This window comes from Algibacter sp. (assembly GCF_029245835.1).
Classification (GTDB): domain Bacteria; phylum Bacteroidota; class Bacteroidia; order Flavobacteriales; family Flavobacteriaceae; genus Algibacter_B.
Genome location: NZ_JAQWOO010000001.1, coordinates 39049 through 59930 on the forward strand (window position 1 = coordinate 39049; position 20882 = coordinate 59930).

Below are 20882 nucleotides of genomic sequence, written 5' to 3' on the forward strand. Positions count from 1 at the left end.
TTTGCAGTAATTAAAAAACAACATATATTTGCACTCGCTTAGTAAAAAAAGCACACTCCTTCTTAGCTCAGTTGGTTAGAGCATCTGACTGTTAATCAGAGGGTCCTTGGTTCGAGCCCAAGAGAAGGAGCAAAATTAAAGTCCAGCTTATGAAAATAGGTTGGATTTTTTTGTTTACACCATGCTGTGGCTGTATTTATTGCACTAACTGCATTTTCCAATAAAACTTAATTTATCAACTTTATTAGAAGAAAAAGGTATCCTTTTAGGTATCCCACTTAAAAAGCTAGGTATCCCATTCTAAAATCCGACTTGTATGCCAATTGTTTAACTTAAAATCAATTGGTAATGAAACATCTAACCATGTCCGTTTTGTTCTATCTGAACAAGGCTAAAACTAATCAAAAAGGAGTCTGTCCTCTTTATTGTAGAATCACATTCCTTAAAAAAAGACAACAATTCTCAACGGGACATTTTGTGAACCCAATTCATTGGAATTCTAAGACTCAAAAGGTATCGGTAAAAGATGTAAACAGTAATTTCATTAACACTCAATTATCCTTAATTACACAAAACATTCAGAAGACTTATCTAAAACTGCAATTACAAGAATTTGAATTTAGAGTTAATGATATTGTTAACTTATATTTTGGTAGAGCTAGCAATAAGGAAGATAACGTCTTGAGTTATTTTAAAAAATACCTTGTTAATATTAAAAACCTAATTGGGAAAAGTATTAAGGAATCAACGTATAAAAAATCATATTATGTATACGGTAATGTAGCCTCATTTATAAAACATAAATATAAGGTTGGAGATATCGAGCTACGTAAGCTTAACCTCCAGTTTCTTTCTGATTTCGAGTATTACCTCAAGACCGAATTAAACCATAAACAAATAACAATTAATAAGGCTATTCAGCGCTTCAGAAAACCTATTAGGATTGCTGTAGCTGAAGGGTATCTTGATAAAGATCCGTTTGCACTACATAAACCAGGGCGCGTTTTTAAAGAGGTTCTTTTTCTATCCTATGAGGAATTATTGGTATTAGAAAAGCATTCATTTTCCCAAGTGAGATTGGCAATAGTGAGAGATTTGTTTGTCTTTTGTTGTTACACAGGACTTGCTTACAATGAGATGTCAAATCTTAACGCTACGCATATAATAAAAGGGTTTGATGAAGCTCAATGGATTCGTATGACGCGAGCAAAGACATCTCGAGTAATCAATGTTCCCTTGCTTCCCAAAGCCCAGAAAATCTTATTAAAATATAAAGGTGAGGATGCTATATTACCTAAAATAAGTAACCAAAAAATGAATTCTTATTTAAAGGAAATAGGGGATATAGTAGGCATTCATATACCATTAACTCATCATATCGCTAGAAAAACATTTGCTTCTTCAGTATTACTTTATCACGAGGTACCCATGGAGATAGTAAGTGAATTACTTGGGCACTCATCTCTTAAAATAACCCAATCCTATTATGGAAAAATAGTAAATAAGTCTATAAGTCAAGCTATTAACACACTAAAACAAAAATTATGAAAATTAAACACTTTGAAGAACAACTAAACCATTTTGTAAAAAACATTAATAAGCACTATTCAAGCGATAGGATTCAAGGCATGTTTTTTATTGTTCAAACCTACGAGAAGGATAAGATAGATCTTTATAATAGGCATACGTTTTATGAACACTATTACCTTAAATCATTAAGAGATTATTGTCAAAATAAGCTAATAAGCGACTGGAAGTTTGAATATGGGTCTAGCGAGAGCCGCCTATTCTCTAAAATTTACATGTGCTGTCTTTGTTCTGATGCTTCAGATGTTAAGTACCGAGAATTTGCTGAAGGGTATTTTGAAGGTAAAAGGTTTATATATAAAGAGATTTAAAAAATGAAATGAAAGCAAGAGTAATGTTAGTATTTTTGTAGCCTTCTTTCTTTGTAAGTTTGAAAAGTGCCAGTACGGTATTCCGTAAAATTCTTTCGGATATAATTTATAGCTATGTACCATTGAAACTATAATTAAAACTAGTCACTTTTGTAATATTCTCTTTCAATTTTAAACCTGATTAAAAACTTCATTGATAATAAAACTAATAGAATTATGAAAAAAAATATTGTTTTTACACTTTTGGTTATCTGCTTAATCATTTCTTGTTCAACAGAGGATAGCAATAACGATGAAAATAATATTCCGGAAAATGGTAAAAACCTTGTAAAAAGACAGTATTACGATCTTCTTGAAGATGATCAGGGTTATCAAAGGAATAATATAGATTATAGTTATAATCAAAACAATCTACTGATAAGGGTTTATGACTCTTTAACAAAGAGAAGGATGGTGTTATATATGCTGAATTTATAAGAAAGCATGATTTCCGTTATGATTCAAATAATAACATCTTAGAATGGGTTTATGAACGTGATCGTCCCCAGGATTATGAAAAACATATCCGTAATTATGAATATGATTCAGAGAATAGATTAATTGCTGCTACGGGATATTTATTTTCTTATAATGGCAATATTGTAACCGTAAATGATGGGTATGAAACATTAATTTTAAACGATTATGGGTTGGTAAGTAAAATGATTAGGTCTGATTATTACATTGTATTTAGTTATGATGAAAACCAAAATATATTAGAAATAAATACATTTGATAATAATGAAAATATTCTAGCGGCTTACAGATATACTTACGACCAAAAAGCCTAATCCATTTTATGGGCAGTTAAATTCAATCTACCTTTATCACTTTTTAACTGTAATGGGTGGCGTTTGGACTTATAGTCCTGGTGGTCCCGAATTTCATTTTCAAGCAAATATAAATTCCGGAGTGGATTTTCCGTTCTTAAAAAATAATTTAAAATCTAGTATGGAGGATAAATTTGAATATGGTATATTTAAATTTAGCAGTGAGTATACATATAATGAAGAGAACTATCCCAAAAGTGCTCTAGTCCATTATCACAATTCGAGTAACACAATTAATTATGAGTATTTTGACTAAGTACCATTACTTTAAGAGCTGCTAAGAAGAATATTATAGCGACCTTAATTCAAAAATAATTCAAATGGATACCGTTAACACTAAGATAATAAGGGATGCTCTTTGGTTACTTTACTTAATCTTCTCCTCTGAATAAAATATAGTAGAAGAAGTCCGAAAGTCAATAGGGGATAGATTAAACAAAATATCAGGAAGTTAATCTCATAATATGAAAGATTGAATATGTTAGCGATATTGATTATAAAATCAGTACAATACGCATATAGCTCTTTGCTAATTTCGATAAGTTTAAACATTGGTCCGTCTCAATTTATTTATTTTATCCTGAATATTAAGTGATTTGATTAACAAAAGCCACATTATTAGTGGTGCTAAAATCACAAGAAAAATAATATTAGCTAAGCCGTAATTCCCTGTTGAAAACAAGAGGCTTATTGCCCCGAAATATATGGTGTCGGTAAACCCAAAATACTTCTTAAGGTATCGTACATGATTTACTTTACAAAAGCTTGTGTTGTTATGACAAATCCAGGTACATTTATGTGCAACCTTATCAGCGGAATTTATTGCCATAATATTATTTATTGAATATGGATTCTCATTTATGGTATTTCGAGCACGTTCATTTACTATAACCATAAGTAAGAAAGGAGCAATTAAAATACTAATATTTCTAATACGCTTTTTCATTTTTGTTCCTCTTCCAATAAGGGTGTATATACAATTAACTATATTTATATAACAAAAAGCTAAAACACAATGCAGCTAACACAATACAAGAAATAATAATAAAAGTCAGTTTTTTCACCTGTGTTTTATTTGTTTCTATTTTGGTATTTAGTAATTGAAATTGCTTTAAAACCTCATTGTGATTATTGATTATTAATTTATTTATTTTTATTGATTGGTCTTCTATTTCTTTAGACGTCACTTTTGTAAACTCTGTAATATCTGTTTCTAATTTTTCTTTAAGTGCATTTATCTCGGATGCAAAATCTTTAATTTTTACTTCCAATTTTTCTTTTACCGATTCTAGAGTCTTATTAGATTCAATAGTATAGTTATTTGCCAAATTTTCAAACTTTTTAGTTTGTTTTTCAACATTGCTATTTAAAGTAGTTAAAGTCTCATTTAATGAGTTTTCAATGACCTCGAAATCTTTCTTTTTAGATGTGTAGTCTTCTGTTATACTCTTTTTAAAAAGGGTCACCGACTGAACAAAAGATTCTATCGCATCAATCGTTTTTTTTGCATTATTGCTATTTTCAGAAGTGATTTCGTTAATTGACTTTAATCGCTCAAGTTCATTAATAAGTGCTTCAAATTCTTCTTGTAATTCTATATTTTTTGACATTATGATGTTTTAATTTTAAAATTAATTATTTTGTTATTTATCAGATTCCTCCTCCTCGAGAGCGGATATTTTATCTATAAGTTCTTTCAATTTAAAATGTGTTCTATTCACTAATAATTCAGAAGAAAGCTCATTCATTAGCGGTTCTATTTCAGAATTAAAATCAAGCGTTTTTGTATTAAATAAGGTTATTAAGTATTTTACCTCTTGCCATGGGTCAATTCTCAACATTCGTTTAAACCCAGATCTATATAACTCAATAGCCTTTTCTACTAAAGGTTTTTCATTGGCACTCTCAATGGTGTCCTCCTCTTTTAATTCCAAAGCTAAAAGACTAAATGCAGTTAATAAATCTATACTAGCATTTTCAACCATGTTAATACGTAAATTATCGCAAGCACCACGTAAATGTTTTGCATTATCAATTTGACCACCTAAACCGTCGGGTGGATTATCGATAAACCCTATATATTTTTTTACAATAGCACAATTTTCTTTTGTACCTTTCTCTGTGTCTGCTGGTAAGTAATCTTGTCGAGCATACTTAGAAGTAAAGTAGCGCACCATTCTATCACGAAACTCATCTTCACCTTCATTCAAATGCACTTCACATAACTCTTTCATGTAATCTATAGATCGTTTTCTTTTATCAGAAATCTCACTTTCTATAAATTCAATCAAAACATATAAAACCTGGGTTAGTATAGAATTTTCTCTTACTTTTTTTATTTTATTAAGCCATGCTTTTGTAGTTTCAATTCCCAGATAACGTCTTAAATAAGCTTTAAAATTACTCTTGTATTCCTTGTTGCTTTTTGAAGTAAAACGTACTTCAATAAGATGCCCAACATAATCAATGACATAATCATCAATAATTCCTAAAATATTTAACCTATAAACAGCACGCTGGGTATCTTGAGTATTTCTTATTCTTGAGAAATTATCTTTTAAGAACTGCAATGTATCTGGATTGGGGTCAAATTCATTTTTGGCAAAGCCATATGTATTCATTTGAAAATCATAATAATGGTGTCTTATACTTTCAGGAAAATCATTTTCATCTGTACTAAAATTATACGCTGCTCTTATGATTCGTTCTTCAAAATCATCGTATCCAATACTTTTTATTACCTCGTTCATTTTGGAAACAATCCCATTTGTAAACCCGATTTTTAGGCTGTATCGTTCATTAGCACCGCTTTCAATAAGCGTTCTAATACCATCTGCAGATTTCGTTTTAAACCAAGCTAAGTAGTCTTGACCTTCGCAGGCTTCATTTAATCTTTGTCTACTAAACTCTAATATTTCTTTTGCTTTATTAAAGTCAAAGTTTTGTGTTGCATTGTCATAACTGCGCAGGTTTCTTTGTAAATCTAATAATCCAATTTTTATGCGTTGTGCAGGATTGTCATGCCATGGTCCATTTATATAAATATATCTGTCCTTATATAGATTTACAGATTTAACTTCAGGGAATTTATCCCTTATCTGTTGCTTTAATACATTGACATAAAAACCATCTTCATATTGAATCTCTTCCAGTAGTTCGTCTATAATGAGACGTTCTCTTTTGATGCCTCTAAAAGCATTTTTATAAAAATCATAATTTGTCTCAATATCTATAGGATGATATATTATAGAACATAGTGAAGGGTTACCATCTCTACCTGCACGACCAGCTTCTTGGTAAAAACTCTCAACAGAATTTGGAAAAGAATAATGAATGGAATATCGAATATTGGGTTTGTCAATTCCCATACCAAATGCTTTGGTTGCAATCATCAGGTTAGCTTTATTCTTAATAAAATCATCTTGATTTTTAAAAGATTCTTCTGCTTGGGATTTTATCGCGTTATTCTTAATAGTATTATCATTTCCTCCTCCAAAAAACGTTCTTACCTCTAAAAATGGGATTTCGTTTAATCCATTCCCAGCATAGTTTGGAACTAGTTTATTTCCTATTTTTTTCTTGCTCAGTTCCCTACCATAGGTTAAATGCATTACACCATTTGGTAATTTAGTTGATTTAGTTGGGCAGAAAATAACTCCAGCATTTTTGTACTCATCATTTGTTTGACCATAAAAATCGGGTACCTCATTAATATAACCATATTTCCGCTCTAGAGTACTGATTTGAGCTGGTATATCTCTAAGAAACTGTTTAATAACCGGATATTTACTATCGCCAAGTCTACGCTCTCTATCATAATATTCCAATCCCTCGGGAACCTCAATAGAAATTGGAATGATATTAAAATTCAACTCTTCACGATCAATCGCTTCAGCAGGTAAACTAATAATCGCTTCTTCTTTCAAATCTAGCTCTCTTTGTACATCTGCCAATACATCAAAGGATGCGGTAGCCGTTAATCCAAAAATGGTAAGTTTACCTGTTTTTGATGAGCAATGTCGTTTTAAATTTTCAGCCAGATTTAAGTACACATGCCTAAAGTCATGTCCCCATTCAGATACGCAATGCGCCTCATCAATAACCGCATAACTGAAATAAACATTCAAATCTTTACAACTAGACAGCGATTGTCTAAAATTCTCCATTTGGAATCTTTCGGGCGAAACAAATAATATTAAATAATTACTTTCTACTAGTTTCTGCATACGATTTTCTCGCTCTTCTTGCGAATTAAACGAGTTAATATAGCTTGCATTGCTAATACCATTATCAATCAATTTATCATATTGATCCTTCATTAAGGAATTAATAGGATCAACTACAATAGTAACCCCTGGATGCAATAAAGCACATGTTTGAAAGGTTAACGATTTACCACCCCCAGTTGGCAATAACCCTATAACATCTTGACCAATTAAAGCTCTATTGATGATGGCTTCTTGACCTGGTCTGAACTTAACTTTCCTGAAAATATTTTGTAATAGGTATTCTAATCCCTCTTCCTGTTTTTTAGTGCTATATTCAAAATTATGGACTTCACTACGCTCGCCATTAGACATCTTCTTTTCTGTGATAACTACCTTTCCTAATTTTCGATACTTAATTTGACGGTCTGTTAATATTTTAAAATTTAATGTCGAATTTTCACCTTTTGATAGTGGCACTATTTGTATGGCATCAGTATTCTCTTTGTTAAGAGAGATTGTTACCATATTGTTTTGCTCGTTTGTTTTAAGTAAGGGTATTTTAATTTCATCTTTTTCACTTAAATCATTCAGCGCTGTAAATAATTCATTTAAATCGTCTTGTAATAAGCTCGACTCTTCTTCTGATAATCCTATAATTTTAAAATTGGTTTCTACTGGATTCGCCATTAACACCAACAACATGGTTTTTTGAAATTGATTAAATACGATTCCTTTTCTTATACATTTAAAAATATTGTAAGTAGAGTGTCCTAAATCGCTAACCTGGTTATCATCCAGAAAAGCAAATCCTTCCAAAACAAGAGCCAAATCAGATGGATAAAAGTTGTCGCCAATACTTAATTGCGCCTTAATTTCTGACTTTGAAAAATTAAATGGCTCATGATTGGGAAAATATGTATCTAATAAATATGAACTTAATTTTAATGAAGCTCGTGTAGCATCACCACGATTTAAAATATTCCAAGCTGTTTTTAGTAAAGGCGGCACTTCACTTTGATTAATATACTCTGGTGCATTTGTAATAGAACAAGAGCTATTATCATTATAAAATTTCAATAAAACATTATAACCAAAACTATGACGAAGCAATTGATTTAATTCGTCTATATAATATGCGCCTTTTAAAATAATCATAGATGCTTCTAGGTTTTCATAATTTGTGTAATATCATATTTTAAATATTAATTTTGTTTATTCTGCAACGCCCTTTGATTAAGCACTAAACCGCAATTATTTTTATACGGTGTGCCTGTTGCACAACGCCTTGCTAAATATACAGAAATTTCGTATATTTAGTAATGCAAGGCAACAAAATATTTCAAGAAAAGTTGTTCAACAATTTCCAGTTGAGCGCACGAGTTCCGAGAGACAATTTTTACCGCAGATTATCAGAGGTTCTAGATTTAGAATTTTTACATAAAGAGACGCAAATCTATTATGGTTCCTGTGGGCAAAAGAGCATCGACCCTATCGTTTTTTTTTTTTAAATTTTGTTTGGTAGGTTATTTAGAGAATATTGTAAGTTATGTATTCTACAATTAAAAGACTTTAGGAAGCGTGACAAGTTGAACAAAAAAATTTATAAAGCTCAAAAAGAAGAACTAATGTTGAAAGTATTACAGCAAAAATAGAAGCGTTCTTAATTATCCTGTCGTTCCTTTGCGATGTTTTTAAGTCTTGTTTTGTCTTTTTTAGTTCTAATTTTCTGTTTGAAAACTCCTTTGTGTAACCACCTTTTTGAAGAAAAACTTCTCCATTAAAATTTATTGAATAATGAGCAACATCTACGTTCTGAGAAACACTTTCTGTTCCCTGCATTTTTAAATTTAGATATCCGTCAGCGTAAAGTTTATTCAGTATATTAGTCACTTCCCTTCTTGTTAAAGTCATTTCTTTTGGCTTGGAATAAGTCCTTGTCAATCCATATCCATAAAAACAATCCAAATTATCTTTATTGTCAAAGAGCCACGTCAGAACTGCGTCTAATTTTTCAGTCGGTTTTATCTTTTCCTCTCTATCTTTCATCTATGTTTGTTTCAAATTAAACACAACTCGTAATATGTGTAACAAAAACTAACATTATCCATTAATTATTACGGGATAATAGGAATATTTGTTCATTTTATTCTATAAATCATAAAACTCAATTTTAGAATTTTACGACAATATTTATGTTATTGAAACTTAATTCATTAATAATCAATTCAATAAATAAAGAGGGAGAGAGTACAGCGATATACCTCCGTCTGATATTAAACCAAATGTAGTAAAATATTTATTTAATGTAGTTTTTTATTACAAATTTATATGTGAATATTTACAAAGTTTTATTTGGAATTAAACAGCATGTTCTGCATTCTGAATAACCTCAACACGGGACTTAGTTAAAAACAAAATTAGTTAGCATATAATAAGTTGACAACTTTTATTCTAACTTTAAATGATTTAGTATTCTTAACTATTATTCTGAGAAAAAATTCTAAAAAAATTTTTTCAGCACTCAATTCTGTTTTCTCCCACCTGCCCATAAATCACTCCCCCACCTAAAGTTGGTAGTCGATAGTCGGGTGCCTTATTACTAACATTAAAATTATTTAACATGCCAAGAAAACGAAATTTGGATAGGTTCGATTACAAGATTATCGAGATACTCCAGGTCAACGCACTAATCACTAACAAGGAGCTTTCAAAACTAATTGAACTAAGTCCTCCAGCAACACTAGAAAGAGTCAGGAAGCTCGTTAAAAAGGACTATTTGTTACAGCCAGGTTATCCTTTAAATTGGGAAAAGCTTCACTTTAATTTTAAAATTCTCTTAGTGGCTAATATTGCTCCTAACGACCGGTTTTCATACTTAAAGGCTATTGCGGACTGTCCTCAAATACTTCAAACGAATCAAATCAAGCAAGAAGAGATCCTAGGGCTGTTTCAAGAGAAACTTAGATTTATGTCTATTGCTATATTTAGAGACCAAGAAGAGTTTAGAGAGGCTTGGATAGATATTACATCTAAAACAAAAGCTCCTATCAAGTTTCATATTTGGGAGCTTGGAGAGGAGTATAATTCAAAAAAGCCAATATCATTGATTGGTTAAAGTTAATTTGGGGGCAGCTTCGGCTGCCCTAAATTAAATAAACCGGTTTTATTAAAACATTTATTTTCTATCTGAAAATATTAAACTCTTAAACCATCAACCGCTCTAGTCTATCTTTAGTAGCTTTCCAATCTGGATACACTTGTTCTAAAAGTGTATAAAAGGCATTGCTGTGATTCAAATATTTTAAATGGCAAAGCTCATGAATAATAACATATTCAATACACTTTTTAGGTGTTTTGATAAGTTCTAGGTTTAGATGTATTTTACCGTGTTTATCACAGCTTCCCCAACGTTTTTTCATCCATCTATAAGTTAGTACAGGTTCTTCATTATAGAAGCTTTTAGAAATAGGTTTAAGTTCATTAAACAACTGGTTGAAATGTTGTTCTGCCCTGTCCTTGTACCATTGTTTTAAACTATTTTGAATCACATTTTTGTCTTCAATGTTCTTAGAATAGATTTGGATATAACCTCCTGCCAATTTTACTTTTTCATCTTCAGCTAAATGAAGCTTTAATCTGTATTGTCTTCCTAAATATAAATGAGTTTCTCCACTTATAAATTTACGTTCGGGTGTATACGGATGAAAGGATAAAAAGAAGTCTTGTTGTTTAATTATCCAAGGTGCTTTCTTTTTAATCTTTTCCTTGATCCTCTCAATAGAACTCTCTTTAGGTGCCACAACATTAACCGACTTGTCAGGGTACACTTTTATTCCTAATGTTTTGCGCTCTGCAAATTCTAAATCGAAGTCTATTATGGTATTTCCGTATTGAATCTGGTCTCTCATAAATTACTTATATTTCAATATGGCTACTTTCATACATTCTTCTATCAAATGGTCAATCTTTTTCCAGTTAGTATCTAAATCAAATTTTCTTAAAAGTTCGTATAGGGCATCTCCCAATTCAATATTTATTTTTCCTGTAATATCATTGTTCTTATGCCATTCTATAATCTTATTTCCATTTAAATAGATATAAGCTTTAACTGTGTTATCTATAGCTAAACTGACTTCAATATGAAATGGTGTTTTTAATAAACTAGAATCCTCATAAACCGATTTACTAAAATTATAAAACGCTAATGCTGCATCATTGTTTGCTAATTCTTCAGGAGCATCATCAGACCGACCATGTAAAAATCTATCTTCATGCTCTTTTGCTCTTTTCAAGAATTCAGCTTCAGTAATTCGTTTTAAGTAGTACTCTTCAATGGTCTCTTTTATTAAATCTGCCAGTTTTTTATAGTATACTGGGTCTTCTTGCATCTTCACATTTATAGCCTTAATGGTTCGGCTTGATATGTGGTCTGCCTGAGCAGCTTTGCCAGTAATCTTTTCAATCTCTGCCTCTCGTTCTTCCTTATCAAAAATATTAACCAGCTCAGTAACTTTCATGATTTCTCCCTCTGTAGAAATATGCTTATTAATAAGCTTCTGTATTTGTGGCTCATACTCCTTATAAGATAAGTCATCGTTATATCGCCTTTTTACATCAACTCGTAATTTTAAAAAGAATAACGCATCCTTCTTATACATGTTTATTTTCTTCTCAGGGGTATTATTCACAAAGTCTACCGAAGATAAAGCCATCTTTAAAAGTCTAGCAAAATGACTTAGTTTTTCATAAAAATTATTCCTAATATCTTCTGGAGATAGTAATTCTTCATAAGCTGTAGGTTCTAAATTCTTGTCTTTTAGAGTCTTGAATATATCCCAAAGTTCAGAATGTGCTTGAGGCAGTTTTTTAACCTCCTCATTAAGATTGGTCAATGTACCTTCTAACTCAGATTCATCAAAGTCCGCTAATCCAGAGTAGGTACTTAAAGCACTATCTAAATTTTCTAAATTCCCGTAGTAATCAATGATATAGCCATAATCTTTCCCGGGGAATACACGATTTACTCTGGCGACTGCTTGCAGCAAAGTATGTTCCTTTAAAGACCTACATAAATATAAAACAGTATTGTTTGGTGCATCAAAACCTGTCAATAGTTTGGCGACAACAATTAATATTTCTGGATGCTCTCTTTTTTTGAACTGAGTAATAACACTTTTCTCAAATCGTTTCAAGTCACCATATTTATCAATCATAGCATTGAAATAAGTATCCTCTCTTTCCTTTTCTTCATTTACATTATAAAAACCATCTTCGGTGCCTTCTCGCTGGTCAGATTGGGTAACAATGACTTCGGAAGAAACCATGCCAATATCTTTCAGAATTTCATGGTATAATAATGCGGTCTTAATACTCGGTGCTACTAACTGAGCTTTAGGCTTATACTTATCACTTTCTGTTTGAAAGAAGCTTCTATAGTGTTCTGAAATATCCCATGCTCTAGCATAAATAACCTTCTCTGTTTTATTCAGCTCATTAATGGTATTGAATTTCCTTTTCAAATTAGCTTTACCGTAATCTGAAAGAGGTTCTGAAAGCTTATCAAAATACCTGTTTATAGGGTCTTCATCAACCGTTATTAAGTTGTGTCTTCCCTCATAAAGTAAAGGCACAACCGCTCCATCTTCAACAGCATCTTTAACGGTATAAGGAAGCCCTATATAGCCTCCAAACTTGTTGGCGGTACTTCTTTCCTTTTTCATTAAAGGAGTTCCTGTAAAAGCTAAAAAACAAGCATTAGGAAATACTCGCTGCATGCTCACATTAAAAGTTCCATACTGGGTTCGATGCCCTTCGTCAATCATCACAAATATATTTGGAGATAAGAAAGGTTGTTTGCATTGTTTTACAGCTGCTTCAAACTTATTTATAATGGTTGTTATTATAGCATCACTTTTATCTAATAAAAGCTCTGATAGGTGAGAACCTGTTTTCGCTTGCTTAACTTCTTTTTGACATTTTTTAAAGGTGTCTGAAATCTGGTCATCTAAATCAATCCTATCTGTAACCAATAAAATTTTTGGATTTGAAATTTCTGGACTCGAAGCAATCATTTGAGCAAGCATAACCATTGTAAGTGATTTTCCACTTCCTTGCGTGTGCCAAATAACACCGCCTTGTCGCTTCCCTGTATTATCAAAATGCGTAACTCGTTTTAAGGTGTCTTTTACCGCAAAATATTGCTGGTATCTTGCTACCTTTTTTATACCCTCATCATATAATGTATAGTTTCTAATAATGTCTATTATGCGGTCTGGTCTGCATAAGCTATATAGTAGCTCATCTTGTTTGGTTAGAGGTCGTTCTTCTTGCTCCAATCCATCAAAATAACGTCTCACATAATTGAATCCAAAAGTCCGTTCCGCAAAAAATACATCCTTAACAGCTTCTTTTAAGGGTTCGTTTTTTAAAACTTTTAATTCATTCCAATAATTAGACTCAGCATCTTTATTGGCAAATTGTTCTTTCCATTTTGCCCAAAATTCTTTGCTGGTTCCTGTGGTTGCATAACCACCATCATTTGTGGCAATACTCATTAATAAATTAGAATAGATATATAGTGACCTAATCCCTTTTTTACTGAAATTTCTAATGTGTTGCTCTATTGCTAATTCTGTTGGTGATTTTGTGCCTTTCAAAGAAGGGCTTTTACATTCAATAATTACAGTAGGAATTCCGTTAATAAATAAAACTATATCTGGTCTATATGTGTCTGTTCTTCCTGTTCGTAATACACTGTATTCTTCGGTTACATGGAAAACATTATTGCTTGGGTTTTGCCAATCAATATATTGCAACGTATGGCTTTTTTTGTCACCATCAATACTTTGCTCCATGGCTTTGCCTAATGTGATTAGGTCATAAAAAGCTGCATTTGCATTTAAAAAACCTTCTTCTATTGGCAGTTCTTTTAAGCTTCTTATAGCAATAGTAATATTTGATTCTGAAAACTCATAGGCTTTCCCTTTTCTTTGTATGCTATTAATCTTTTTGAGCTGTGTTTTAAGAACATTTTCAAATAGTACTTGAGATTTTTTACCTCCTCGCCATTCTAAAGCTTGCTCTGGAGACACATAGTTGTATCCCATGTTTATTAGCAACTGAATTGCTGGAATTTGCGAAATATGGTCTTCTAAAAATGATGGAGTGTTCATTTATTTGATTGTATTTAAGTAATTAAACTCATTCTTAAAACTCAAGTTGCTCTCTTCTTTTCCAATTCTTTGACGAGACTTATAAATTAGTCGCTCTAGAGGGTCTCGATGGCTAGAGTTTAATATTCTTACTGAATCTAAACTATCTATCGTTTCTTGAATAATTTTATTTCCTTTCAAATGCATTTGGTCATGAACAGAAATGTTCTTTACGTCATAAAGCTTTACATATCTTTTCTTGTCTTTTGAAATGTTAAGCTGAATAATATCAACATCTTTAGCTAATGTTAACAAAATTAACTTTGCATCCAAAAACTTACTATTGCTATATTGATAATCAAATCTATGGTCTAATAATGTTCTGATTTTAATTTTATTTACACATGTATTATCATATGCCTGAATTAGAAATTTTTTCTTATCCTCTTCAAATATTGAAATACTATTTTCAATAATATTACTATTGAAATATTGTTTTGATAACATATATTTTCCACCTACTAAAAAATACAGAAATGCAATTTCTTTAGTTTTTCCATTAGAATTTAAAAACTGAATGTTTTTAGATTCCGACTTTTGGTTATTATAAAAATCAAATTTAATAGCCTGTTGACCGTAAGAAACACTTGGTTCTTCAACTACTTGATTACTTAGTATATTTTCTTTTCTTTTAAAAAATAAGAACAAGTCATTACCTTTTAGAATCCTCGTTTCATTTCCTTGCCTTTGATAAAACTCTTCTCGCAAAGCTACAGGTATGTCATACTCAGGAATACTAATTTCTAGGTATTCTGTGTCATTTAATTTTGAAAAATTGAATTCAATTTGACCATTTACATCCTTGTTAAAGTTTTCTACAATTAATTTTCTTATATATCTTTCATAAGTGTCATGATTACCATCTTTTAGAATTTTAAATTCTTCTTCTAATCCAATAGGGAAACCATAATCATTTACTCCCAAAAACAAACTTCCTCCATCCGCATTTAAAAAACCTGCAATTGTTTTCATAATAATAAATCCTTGTTCCTTTTTATTAATTTTGCTCGTCTCAGCAAAGAAAAAGACAGATGTTTTAAATTCTATTGTATTGGTTTCTCTTCCAAGTGATGCTTCTTCAGAAAGAATATCATCTTCATTTACTTCAGAACTGCTGTCCGTGATATCTATAATTGGCTCACTCATATCATCAGACACTGTTTGATATATTATTTTTTTTGTTGAAGAAAGAATAGTGCTATCTGTTATACCGCTTTTTACAAGAAGGTTATGAGCTAAGATTAAATCATTGAGTTTTTTATTTAGGGGGCTATAGTCTTCATTTGAAACTGAGATTAGTTGAGAAATCGAATCTACATCATTGAAGCAACTAAGTAACTTATAGCTTTCATTTATTTGAGATAAAGATTGAAACTTTTCTAACGTTAAATCTGTTATGAAATCAAATTGGCTAAATGTATTTTTATAGTCTAGATTTTTAAAGTCATCTATAGCCTCAATGTTTTTTATTAACGAATCGAAATAATAAGACCTCGAACTTTTTATAATTGAACAAATAAGCTTTATAACATAGTATAATTCAAGTTTTGATTCCTTTTTATCTTCAAGAAAGGCTAAACTTTCCAAGCTCATTATTAAATCTTCAATTAGCTTCTTATTTCCATCTAAGCCATCACTTGAATCCGTTTCTAAATTACTATTTTGCTCTATTATTGATGATTCGAGAAGGTTTCTAAACAGAGTCTTCGAATTAAGAATTATATTTTTTTGAGTATTTAGTTCAACATTGTACGTGTTATATTCATCAGAATAGTTTATTATTTTGGCATTATAAACATCTCCGATTTTATAATCTTCACTGTGATTATCAAATAAATGACCAGAGCAGCCTTTTTCAGTTAAAACAAAAATAGAATTTCTTGTAATCTCTACAATTAGAACGTTTACGTCATCACCGTCTTCATGTAAATTCTTAGATATCTCGTTTACTTGGTTAATCAATTGAAACTGGAGTCCTTTTTTATCAATGTCTTTTACTTCCGCAACAAAAATATCGCCAGGATTTATAATGCCTTTTAATCCATCAAGAAAATTTTTTGTTAAACTACTTTTTGCTAGAATGCCCTCACCTTTTGAGGTGTTTTCTATGATTCTAACAAAAATTACCGAATCATTATCTTTATAGTAATTTTTAGCCTCTACCCTTACTAAATCACCAACATGAACATTAGAAATTGTTTTTGAATGTTTAACACTAACATCGGAGTAATATTCTGCCCAATTATAAGCATACTCCTTGATATTGTTTACATTTGATAATCTTATATCGAGGTTTAATGTAGATGATATGTTAATATTGTTGTTTACGTAACTCGAAATATTAGTTATACCGTATAAGTTGCTATTCACTTTAAAGTGTTTATAGTTAATAAGATGTAAACCATTTTTTGATTGACATATTAAACCTTCATTGACATACACTTTTTTATAATTTTTAGAGTCTTTTGGAGGGCATATAATTTTAATATCATCCCTTCCTAGATATTTTTCTATTTTAAACTCATCTATTTCATCAGTATCTAATTTTAAGTAATTAGATTTAGTTATACACTCAATTGCCTTAACTATTAAGGCTCTTTTATGGTTTACATTTGAATCTAGGTAGCTATAGTATCTAAACAAAGCTGATGAGTTTAATATACTTCCTTGAATATTTTCAGTCTTGTTATCAAGAGTAATTTGAAGAAGAATAAATTGAATAATTTGGACTATTCCATTTCTATCAACCTCATTCATTTGATAATTTCTTTGCTTGAGTCTTAGGTTTATCTCTTTCTTTACTTTTTTAATTTTGAAGCTAAGAAGGTTATTAAAGAATTTATAGTCATAAATTTCAAGACTACCTTTCTTTATTAGAAAATTAACAATAGAAATAATTTCGTCTGTTGATTTATTTATTAAGTCGTCTGAAAACAATAGTAATTCTCTAAAAATATTAATCGAATTAGTTCTTAGGTTTTGACTTATCTTAATTTTTTTTGAAATATTTTCTATATAATCTATGTGAGTGTTTGAAGTTATTTTGTTCAATGCTTCAATCTTATACTCAATTCTTTTTAATTCGCCTTCAGCCATTGTTATAATGCGTTCTTGCTTATCTGAACCAAAGTTTGTTAAATAATCTGAGCCTTCAAGAATCCATTCCTCTAACTTTTTTGTTAGCTTTAAAACATCTACAGCCGTATGATATTCTTTTTCATATATTAAATTTTTTAAATGACTTTGGGTTATGAAGTTCAAATATGAAAATATCCAAGTGTTTTCGTTAGAATGATATAAATCGAACAGGTTATTAAAAGCTGATGATTCATATTTTTCTAGTTTAAGTTCTTCTTCTAAATCATAGAAGTAAGGTTCGATTTTTTCAAAATATCCTATTGACTTAAATACGTTTTCTACATTATAAAATTTGCCTAGTGGGTCTGACGTAGACTTTAGAATCAAATTGCCATAATCATCAAATTTTCTTAAAAAATATTCCTGTTCTGTTTCAATTATGTTATTGTTAGAACCTTCTAAAAAGTAATTTAAGTATATACGGTGAGTAAAACCATATTTGTCTTCAAGACGATAATAATCTGTATGTTCGTCTTTCTCTAATGATTTAACGGTAAATTTATAATTATTACCAACATTATAAAACTTACTAAGGAGTGCCTTTTTATCTTGTCGGAGATATAATTTGTAGCCCACAATTTTAAAAACGATACAACGAAGGGTAGAACCAATCATTTCTTTACTTTGAAAATCGTAAGTTCTTACAGTTGTTTTATAACCATCGTAATCTAAATTGAAAATAGAAAATTCTTCATCAATTGCTTCAAGAGCGGTAATTTTGAAATCATATGATTTGTTGATTTCGAATAAATTTTTTGGGTCTATTTTTGTTGATAAATCAGGTTTCGTATCCGACTCGAAAAAAACATGATTTTTATCTAAATCGAAATTTTTAACAGTTATTTCAATCTTATTATTTACAATACTATTTTCATAAAATAAAGGAATAAACAATTGGATATTCTCGTTATTTTCTATAACAAATCCTTTTTCTTTTTTTTCAATAATATCAAAGAGATAGGCTTCAGATTCCTTATAATCATTCAAAACACTATATTGAAAAATAACTGAGCCATCCATTCTAAATGAACTTAAAAATAAAATCACATATTCCCCTTCTGGTATATAAGCTTTTTTAAATGGATACTCTTGATTGTTAATTTCATCCCTGACAATTGTTGATTTTTCATTTTGTCTTACCACTAAATATTTTCTGTGTTGTTTGGCAACAGGGTTTCTAGTTTGTGATATCATTTTATTTGATGTTTTTATAAGGCATTGAATTATATTTTTCTATCGGACATTTTTGAACAAATAACCATTAAATGTCCAATAGAATGTCTGATAGGGTGTCCGATAGAAATTAAGAAATAATTTCATACTTTCTCCACCTATTATCTCCAGCACCCTTTATTACAGCTGATTCAATCATTTTATCTAATTGTCTTTTTATTTTCTTTTTATTAATTTCTTTACCAATCCTTTCATGGATGTCTCCAATAGAACAGGGTTGATATACTTTTAAATCTTCTAAAATCAATTGCTCTAATCTATGCGTTTCTATATTCTTTAAATCAGTCTTTCCTTTGAAATCTAATTGTTTTAATAGTTTGGGGTTTACATAATATTCTGTTGCTTTAGTTTTTCCTTTACTGAGTATTATATCATGTTTTAGTAGACCGTTTATCCAATATTTTAAAGCATCATCATTTCTAATACTTAGTTTCTTACTTAAAACAATACTAGAAATAGATGTATTTTGAGCAATTAAGCCAAGAGCTATAATTTCTTTTTGTTTTAAAGGAAAATCTTCATTTACCTTACTCATTAATCTAACAACTTCCTTATTGATAATATTCTTTTTTATTGTTACAACAACTCTATCGTCCCATTCTTCTACAATAGGTTCTGGTTTTCCATTAAAAAGAAGTAACTCATATACTTTGTCATATCCACTTCCTTCTTTTTCCATGAGTTGCAAATCGTAGAATACTTTGGCTAGATGAGTGTTTCTATAAACAGATTTACTTATAATATTATTTGGGGTAACTCCTAAGGGTAATAGACCTGGAGAGTGAATTTCTAATCTATCACTAAACAAGTTAATAAATATGTCACCACGCATTGAATAAACCTGATGAACCAAAGCGTTAGCAATTAGTTCTCTAATAATTTCAATATCATAATTGGGAATATTTTTTCTGAATAAACCATCAGAAATTTCAATAGATTCTCTCCAATCTGAAAGACTAATAATCTCAGTCAATAGTTCCTTGGGATTTAACCTAAAATCATCCCATACAATTTTATTAACCTTATTTTCATTTTCATCATATTTTATAAATTGTACTGAAGGTGCGTAATGTAATTGGGCTCTGTCATTGCGCTTGCCTAACCATAAAACACCAAGGTTGGTTAACACGCCTTCTTTTGAGAGAAAATAGAAATCGCATAGTTCTTCAATGGACATTTCTTTTACAAAGTTGCTAACTCTATTAGAGGTTTTAACGTCTTTAATAAATTCATTGTATTTTACAATGTCAACTTCATTTAGCTGCAATTTGCGTACTATCTTTTCTTCCCAATTAAATGCTTGTTTCTCTGCTGCTACTCGTGTTAGCTCATCAGGCATAATTGGTTTACAGTCATCTGCAACTCTTATATAGTATTTGCCATCTGTAGTACTGGCAATAACTTGTTGACTTCTAAAAATTTGTAGTTTAATATACTCTCCTCCATTACTTGCAGTCTCTTTAGATGCAGAAATAGCTACTCCAACAGTTTTTTGTGGTATCGTTTTATTTACTTTCTCTACAAGAGCATCGGTGATTTTTTGAGAAGCATTGGGGTTATCCATATCATTCTCTATACCTATAGCTATAGTGCCGCCTTTGCCATTTGCAAAGCAAACACAATCTTTAGCTAATTCGCTCCAATCAGCAGATTTCCCTTGTATTAGTTTTAAAGATTTCTTGTCAAACTCGCTATTTTCAATCATGATATTGATGTTTAATTCAAATTTTGTTCAGCAGCAACGGCAGCTTCATATGCCAATTTATTTTGGTATTTAGATAAAGCTGTTATTCTGCCTGTTCCTTGTTCACCTATAGCTCTATCAAACTCAAAAGTGACTTTTAGGAATACTTCATCTTGCAAACGCATGTTTACTGTAACATCTTTCAGCTTTTCAATTTGCCCTTTGGTTTTATCAAAACATGTTATATACAACTGTTGCATATCCTTTTCTAACTCTGCTTTTTGAGCTGGTGTTAAACTGTTTATTAATTCTAATACTTTTTTCATCCTGTAAAACCACTTTTAGTTTTCACATGCAAGAATGTTTCAAACTGAATCCTGTTATGGTTCGTTGTCTTACTCGTCCCTTCTGCTTTAGCTCCTAAATCAAACACTGAAGCAATTTTAATCTTACCACCTCCATTTATTTTATCCTCATCACTAGATGTGATTGCCACATCAAAATGAATTTTTTTGTATGCATCTTGTATGCCATCACTTTTTTCGTATTTTTCCTTAATATGATTATGCCCTTCAACTAACCCGTCAGCAATTTGCTTTATGGTTTCTGATATAAATTCTTTTAACTCCATACTATTATTT

General features: G+C 30.5%; 13 protein-coding genes, 1 tRNA gene and 2 pseudogenes. 6 read left to right on the plus strand and 10 right to left on the minus strand.

What is annotated here, in order from left to right; translation table 11 throughout:
• The first annotated feature begins 56 nt into the window (after window positions 1-56).
• The 5 genes from P8K68_RS00185 to P8K68_RS00205 all read left to right on the plus strand — a co-directional run bounded on the left by P8K68_RS00185 (window position 57) and on the right by P8K68_RS00205 (window position 2728).
• Window positions 57-130, plus strand: a tRNA-Asn gene (locus P8K68_RS00185).
• 233 nt (window positions 131-363) lie between these two features.
• Window positions 364-1548 (plus strand): site-specific integrase, encoded by a 1185-nt coding sequence (locus P8K68_RS00190; RefSeq protein ID WP_366143715.1) that lies wholly within the window; start codon window positions 364-366, stop codon window positions 1546-1548.
• Window positions 1545-1898, plus strand: coding sequence for a hypothetical protein (locus tag P8K68_RS00195; RefSeq protein ID WP_300247014.1), 354 nt, complete (start codon window positions 1545-1547; stop codon window positions 1896-1898). Before P8K68_RS00190 ends, P8K68_RS00195 begins: the two co-directional genes overlap by 4 nt.
• A gap of 216 nt (window positions 1899-2114) precedes the next feature.
• Window positions 2115-2375 carry a hypothetical protein gene (locus P8K68_RS00200; protein ID WP_300247016.1) on the plus strand — a complete coding sequence of 87 codons (261 nt, stop codon included), beginning with the start codon at window positions 2115-2117 and terminating at the stop codon, window positions 2373-2375.
• Between the two features lie 224 nt (window positions 2376-2599).
• Entirely contained in the window at window positions 2600-2728 is a 129-nt protein-coding gene (locus tag P8K68_RS00205; RefSeq protein ID WP_300247018.1) for a hypothetical protein, read from the plus strand.
• A gap of 1019 nt (window positions 2729-3747) precedes the next feature.
• On the opposite strand, the gene P8K68_RS00210 is transcribed toward P8K68_RS00205, so the two are convergent.
• The 4 genes and pseudogenes from P8K68_RS00210 to P8K68_RS00225 all read right to left on the minus strand — a co-directional run bounded on the left by P8K68_RS00210 (window position 3748) and on the right by P8K68_RS00225 (window position 9021).
• A complete protein-coding gene (locus P8K68_RS00210; RefSeq protein WP_300247020.1) occupies window positions 3748-4377 on the minus strand; it encodes a hypothetical protein in 630 nt (209 codons plus the stop codon).
• Between the two features lie 1656 nt (window positions 4378-6033).
• Window positions 6034-6378 (minus strand): annotated as a pseudogene (locus P8K68_RS14865) (helicase-related protein); the annotation flags it as partial.
• Window positions 6379-6726: 348 nt separating this feature from the next.
• A pseudogene (locus tag P8K68_RS14870) lies at window positions 6727-8130 on the minus strand (DEAD/DEAH box helicase); the annotation flags it as partial.
• 414 nt (window positions 8131-8544) lie between these two features.
• Entirely contained in the window at window positions 8545-9021 is a 477-nt protein-coding gene (locus P8K68_RS00225; protein WP_300247022.1) for a hypothetical protein, read from the minus strand.
• A 574-nt stretch (window positions 9022-9595) separates the two neighbouring features.
• Between P8K68_RS00225 and P8K68_RS00230 the strand changes: the two genes are divergently transcribed.
• Complete coding sequence (locus P8K68_RS00230; protein ID WP_300247023.1) at window positions 9596-10090, plus strand: Lrp/AsnC family transcriptional regulator; 495 nt, start codon at window positions 9596-9598, stop codon at window positions 10088-10090.
• Window positions 10091-10178: 88 nt separating this feature from the next.
• On the opposite strand, the gene P8K68_RS00235 is transcribed toward P8K68_RS00230, so the two are convergent.
• The 6 genes from P8K68_RS00235 to P8K68_RS00260 form a co-directional block, all read right to left on the minus strand.
• Window positions 10179-10883: a SprT family zinc-dependent metalloprotease gene (locus P8K68_RS00235; RefSeq protein WP_300247025.1), complete on the minus strand. Its 705-nt coding sequence runs from the start codon at window positions 10881-10883 to the stop codon at window positions 10179-10181.
• 3 nt (window positions 10884-10886) lie between these two features.
• A complete protein-coding gene (locus tag P8K68_RS00240; protein ID WP_300247027.1) occupies window positions 10887-14147 on the minus strand; it encodes an HsdR family type I site-specific deoxyribonuclease in 3261 nt (1086 codons plus the stop codon).
• Window positions 14148-18518 carry an RNA-binding domain-containing protein gene (locus P8K68_RS00245; protein ID WP_300247029.1) on the minus strand — a complete coding sequence of 1457 codons (4371 nt, stop codon included), beginning with the start codon at window positions 18516-18518 and terminating at the stop codon, window positions 14148-14150.
• Between the two features lie 109 nt (window positions 18519-18627).
• Window positions 18628-20262: an ATP-binding protein gene (locus P8K68_RS00250; RefSeq protein WP_300247031.1), complete on the minus strand. Its 1635-nt coding sequence runs from the start codon at window positions 20260-20262 to the stop codon at window positions 18628-18630.
• Between the two features lie 11 nt (window positions 20263-20273).
• The gene (locus P8K68_RS00255) at window positions 20274-20567 is read right to left on the minus strand and encodes a hypothetical protein (RefSeq protein ID WP_300247033.1); all 294 of its coding nucleotides are present in this window, start codon (window positions 20565-20567) and stop codon (window positions 20274-20276) included.
• Window positions 20564-20872, minus strand: coding sequence for a hypothetical protein (locus tag P8K68_RS00260; RefSeq protein ID WP_300247035.1), 309 nt, complete (start codon window positions 20870-20872; stop codon window positions 20564-20566). The genes P8K68_RS00255 and P8K68_RS00260 overlap by 4 nt, the downstream gene beginning before the upstream one ends.
• Window positions 20873-20882: the final 10 nt, after the last annotated feature.

What these genes read in the sequence shown, in the direction of transcription:
- P8K68_RS00190 (WP_366143715.1), top strand. Translation starts at nt 364, where the DNA reads ATGTCCGTTTTGTTCTATCTGAACAAGGCTAAAACTAATCAAAAAGGA.
- P8K68_RS00210 (WP_300247020.1), bottom strand. Translation starts at nt 4,377, where the DNA reads ATGTCAAAAAATATAGAATTACAAGAAGAATTTGAAGCACTTATTAAT.
- P8K68_RS00200 (WP_300247016.1), top strand. Translation starts at nt 2,115, where the DNA reads ATGAAAAAAAATATTGTTTTTACACTTTTGGTTATCTGCTTAATCATT.
- P8K68_RS00195 (WP_300247014.1), top strand. Translation starts at nt 1,545, where the DNA reads ATGAAAATTAAACACTTTGAAGAACAACTAAACCATTTTGTAAAAAAC.
- P8K68_RS00235 (WP_300247025.1), bottom strand. Translation starts at nt 10,883, where the DNA reads ATGAGAGACCAGATTCAATACGGAAATACCATAATAGACTTCGATTTA.
- P8K68_RS00250 (WP_300247031.1), bottom strand. Translation starts at nt 20,262, where the DNA reads ATGATTGAAAATAGCGAGTTTGACAAGAAATCTTTAAAACTAATACAA.
- P8K68_RS00205 (WP_300247018.1), top strand. Translation starts at nt 2,600, where the DNA reads ATGATTAGGTCTGATTATTACATTGTATTTAGTTATGATGAAAACCAA.
- P8K68_RS00260 (WP_300247035.1), bottom strand. Translation starts at nt 20,872, where the DNA reads ATGGAGTTAAAAGAATTTATATCAGAAACCATAAAGCAAATTGCTGAC.
- P8K68_RS00240 (WP_300247027.1), bottom strand. Translation starts at nt 14,147, where the DNA reads ATGAACACTCCATCATTTTTAGAAGACCATATTTCGCAAATTCCAGCA.
- P8K68_RS00245 (WP_300247029.1), bottom strand. Translation starts at nt 18,518, where the DNA reads ATGATATCACAAACTAGAAACCCTGTTGCCAAACAACACAGAAAATAT.
- P8K68_RS00255 (WP_300247033.1), bottom strand. Translation starts at nt 20,567, where the DNA reads ATGAAAAAAGTATTAGAATTAATAAACAGTTTAACACCAGCTCAAAAA.
- P8K68_RS00225 (WP_300247022.1), bottom strand. Translation starts at nt 9,021, where the DNA reads ATGAAAGATAGAGAGGAAAAGATAAAACCGACTGAAAAATTAGACGCA.
- P8K68_RS00230 (WP_300247023.1), top strand. Translation starts at nt 9,596, where the DNA reads ATGCCAAGAAAACGAAATTTGGATAGGTTCGATTACAAGATTATCGAG.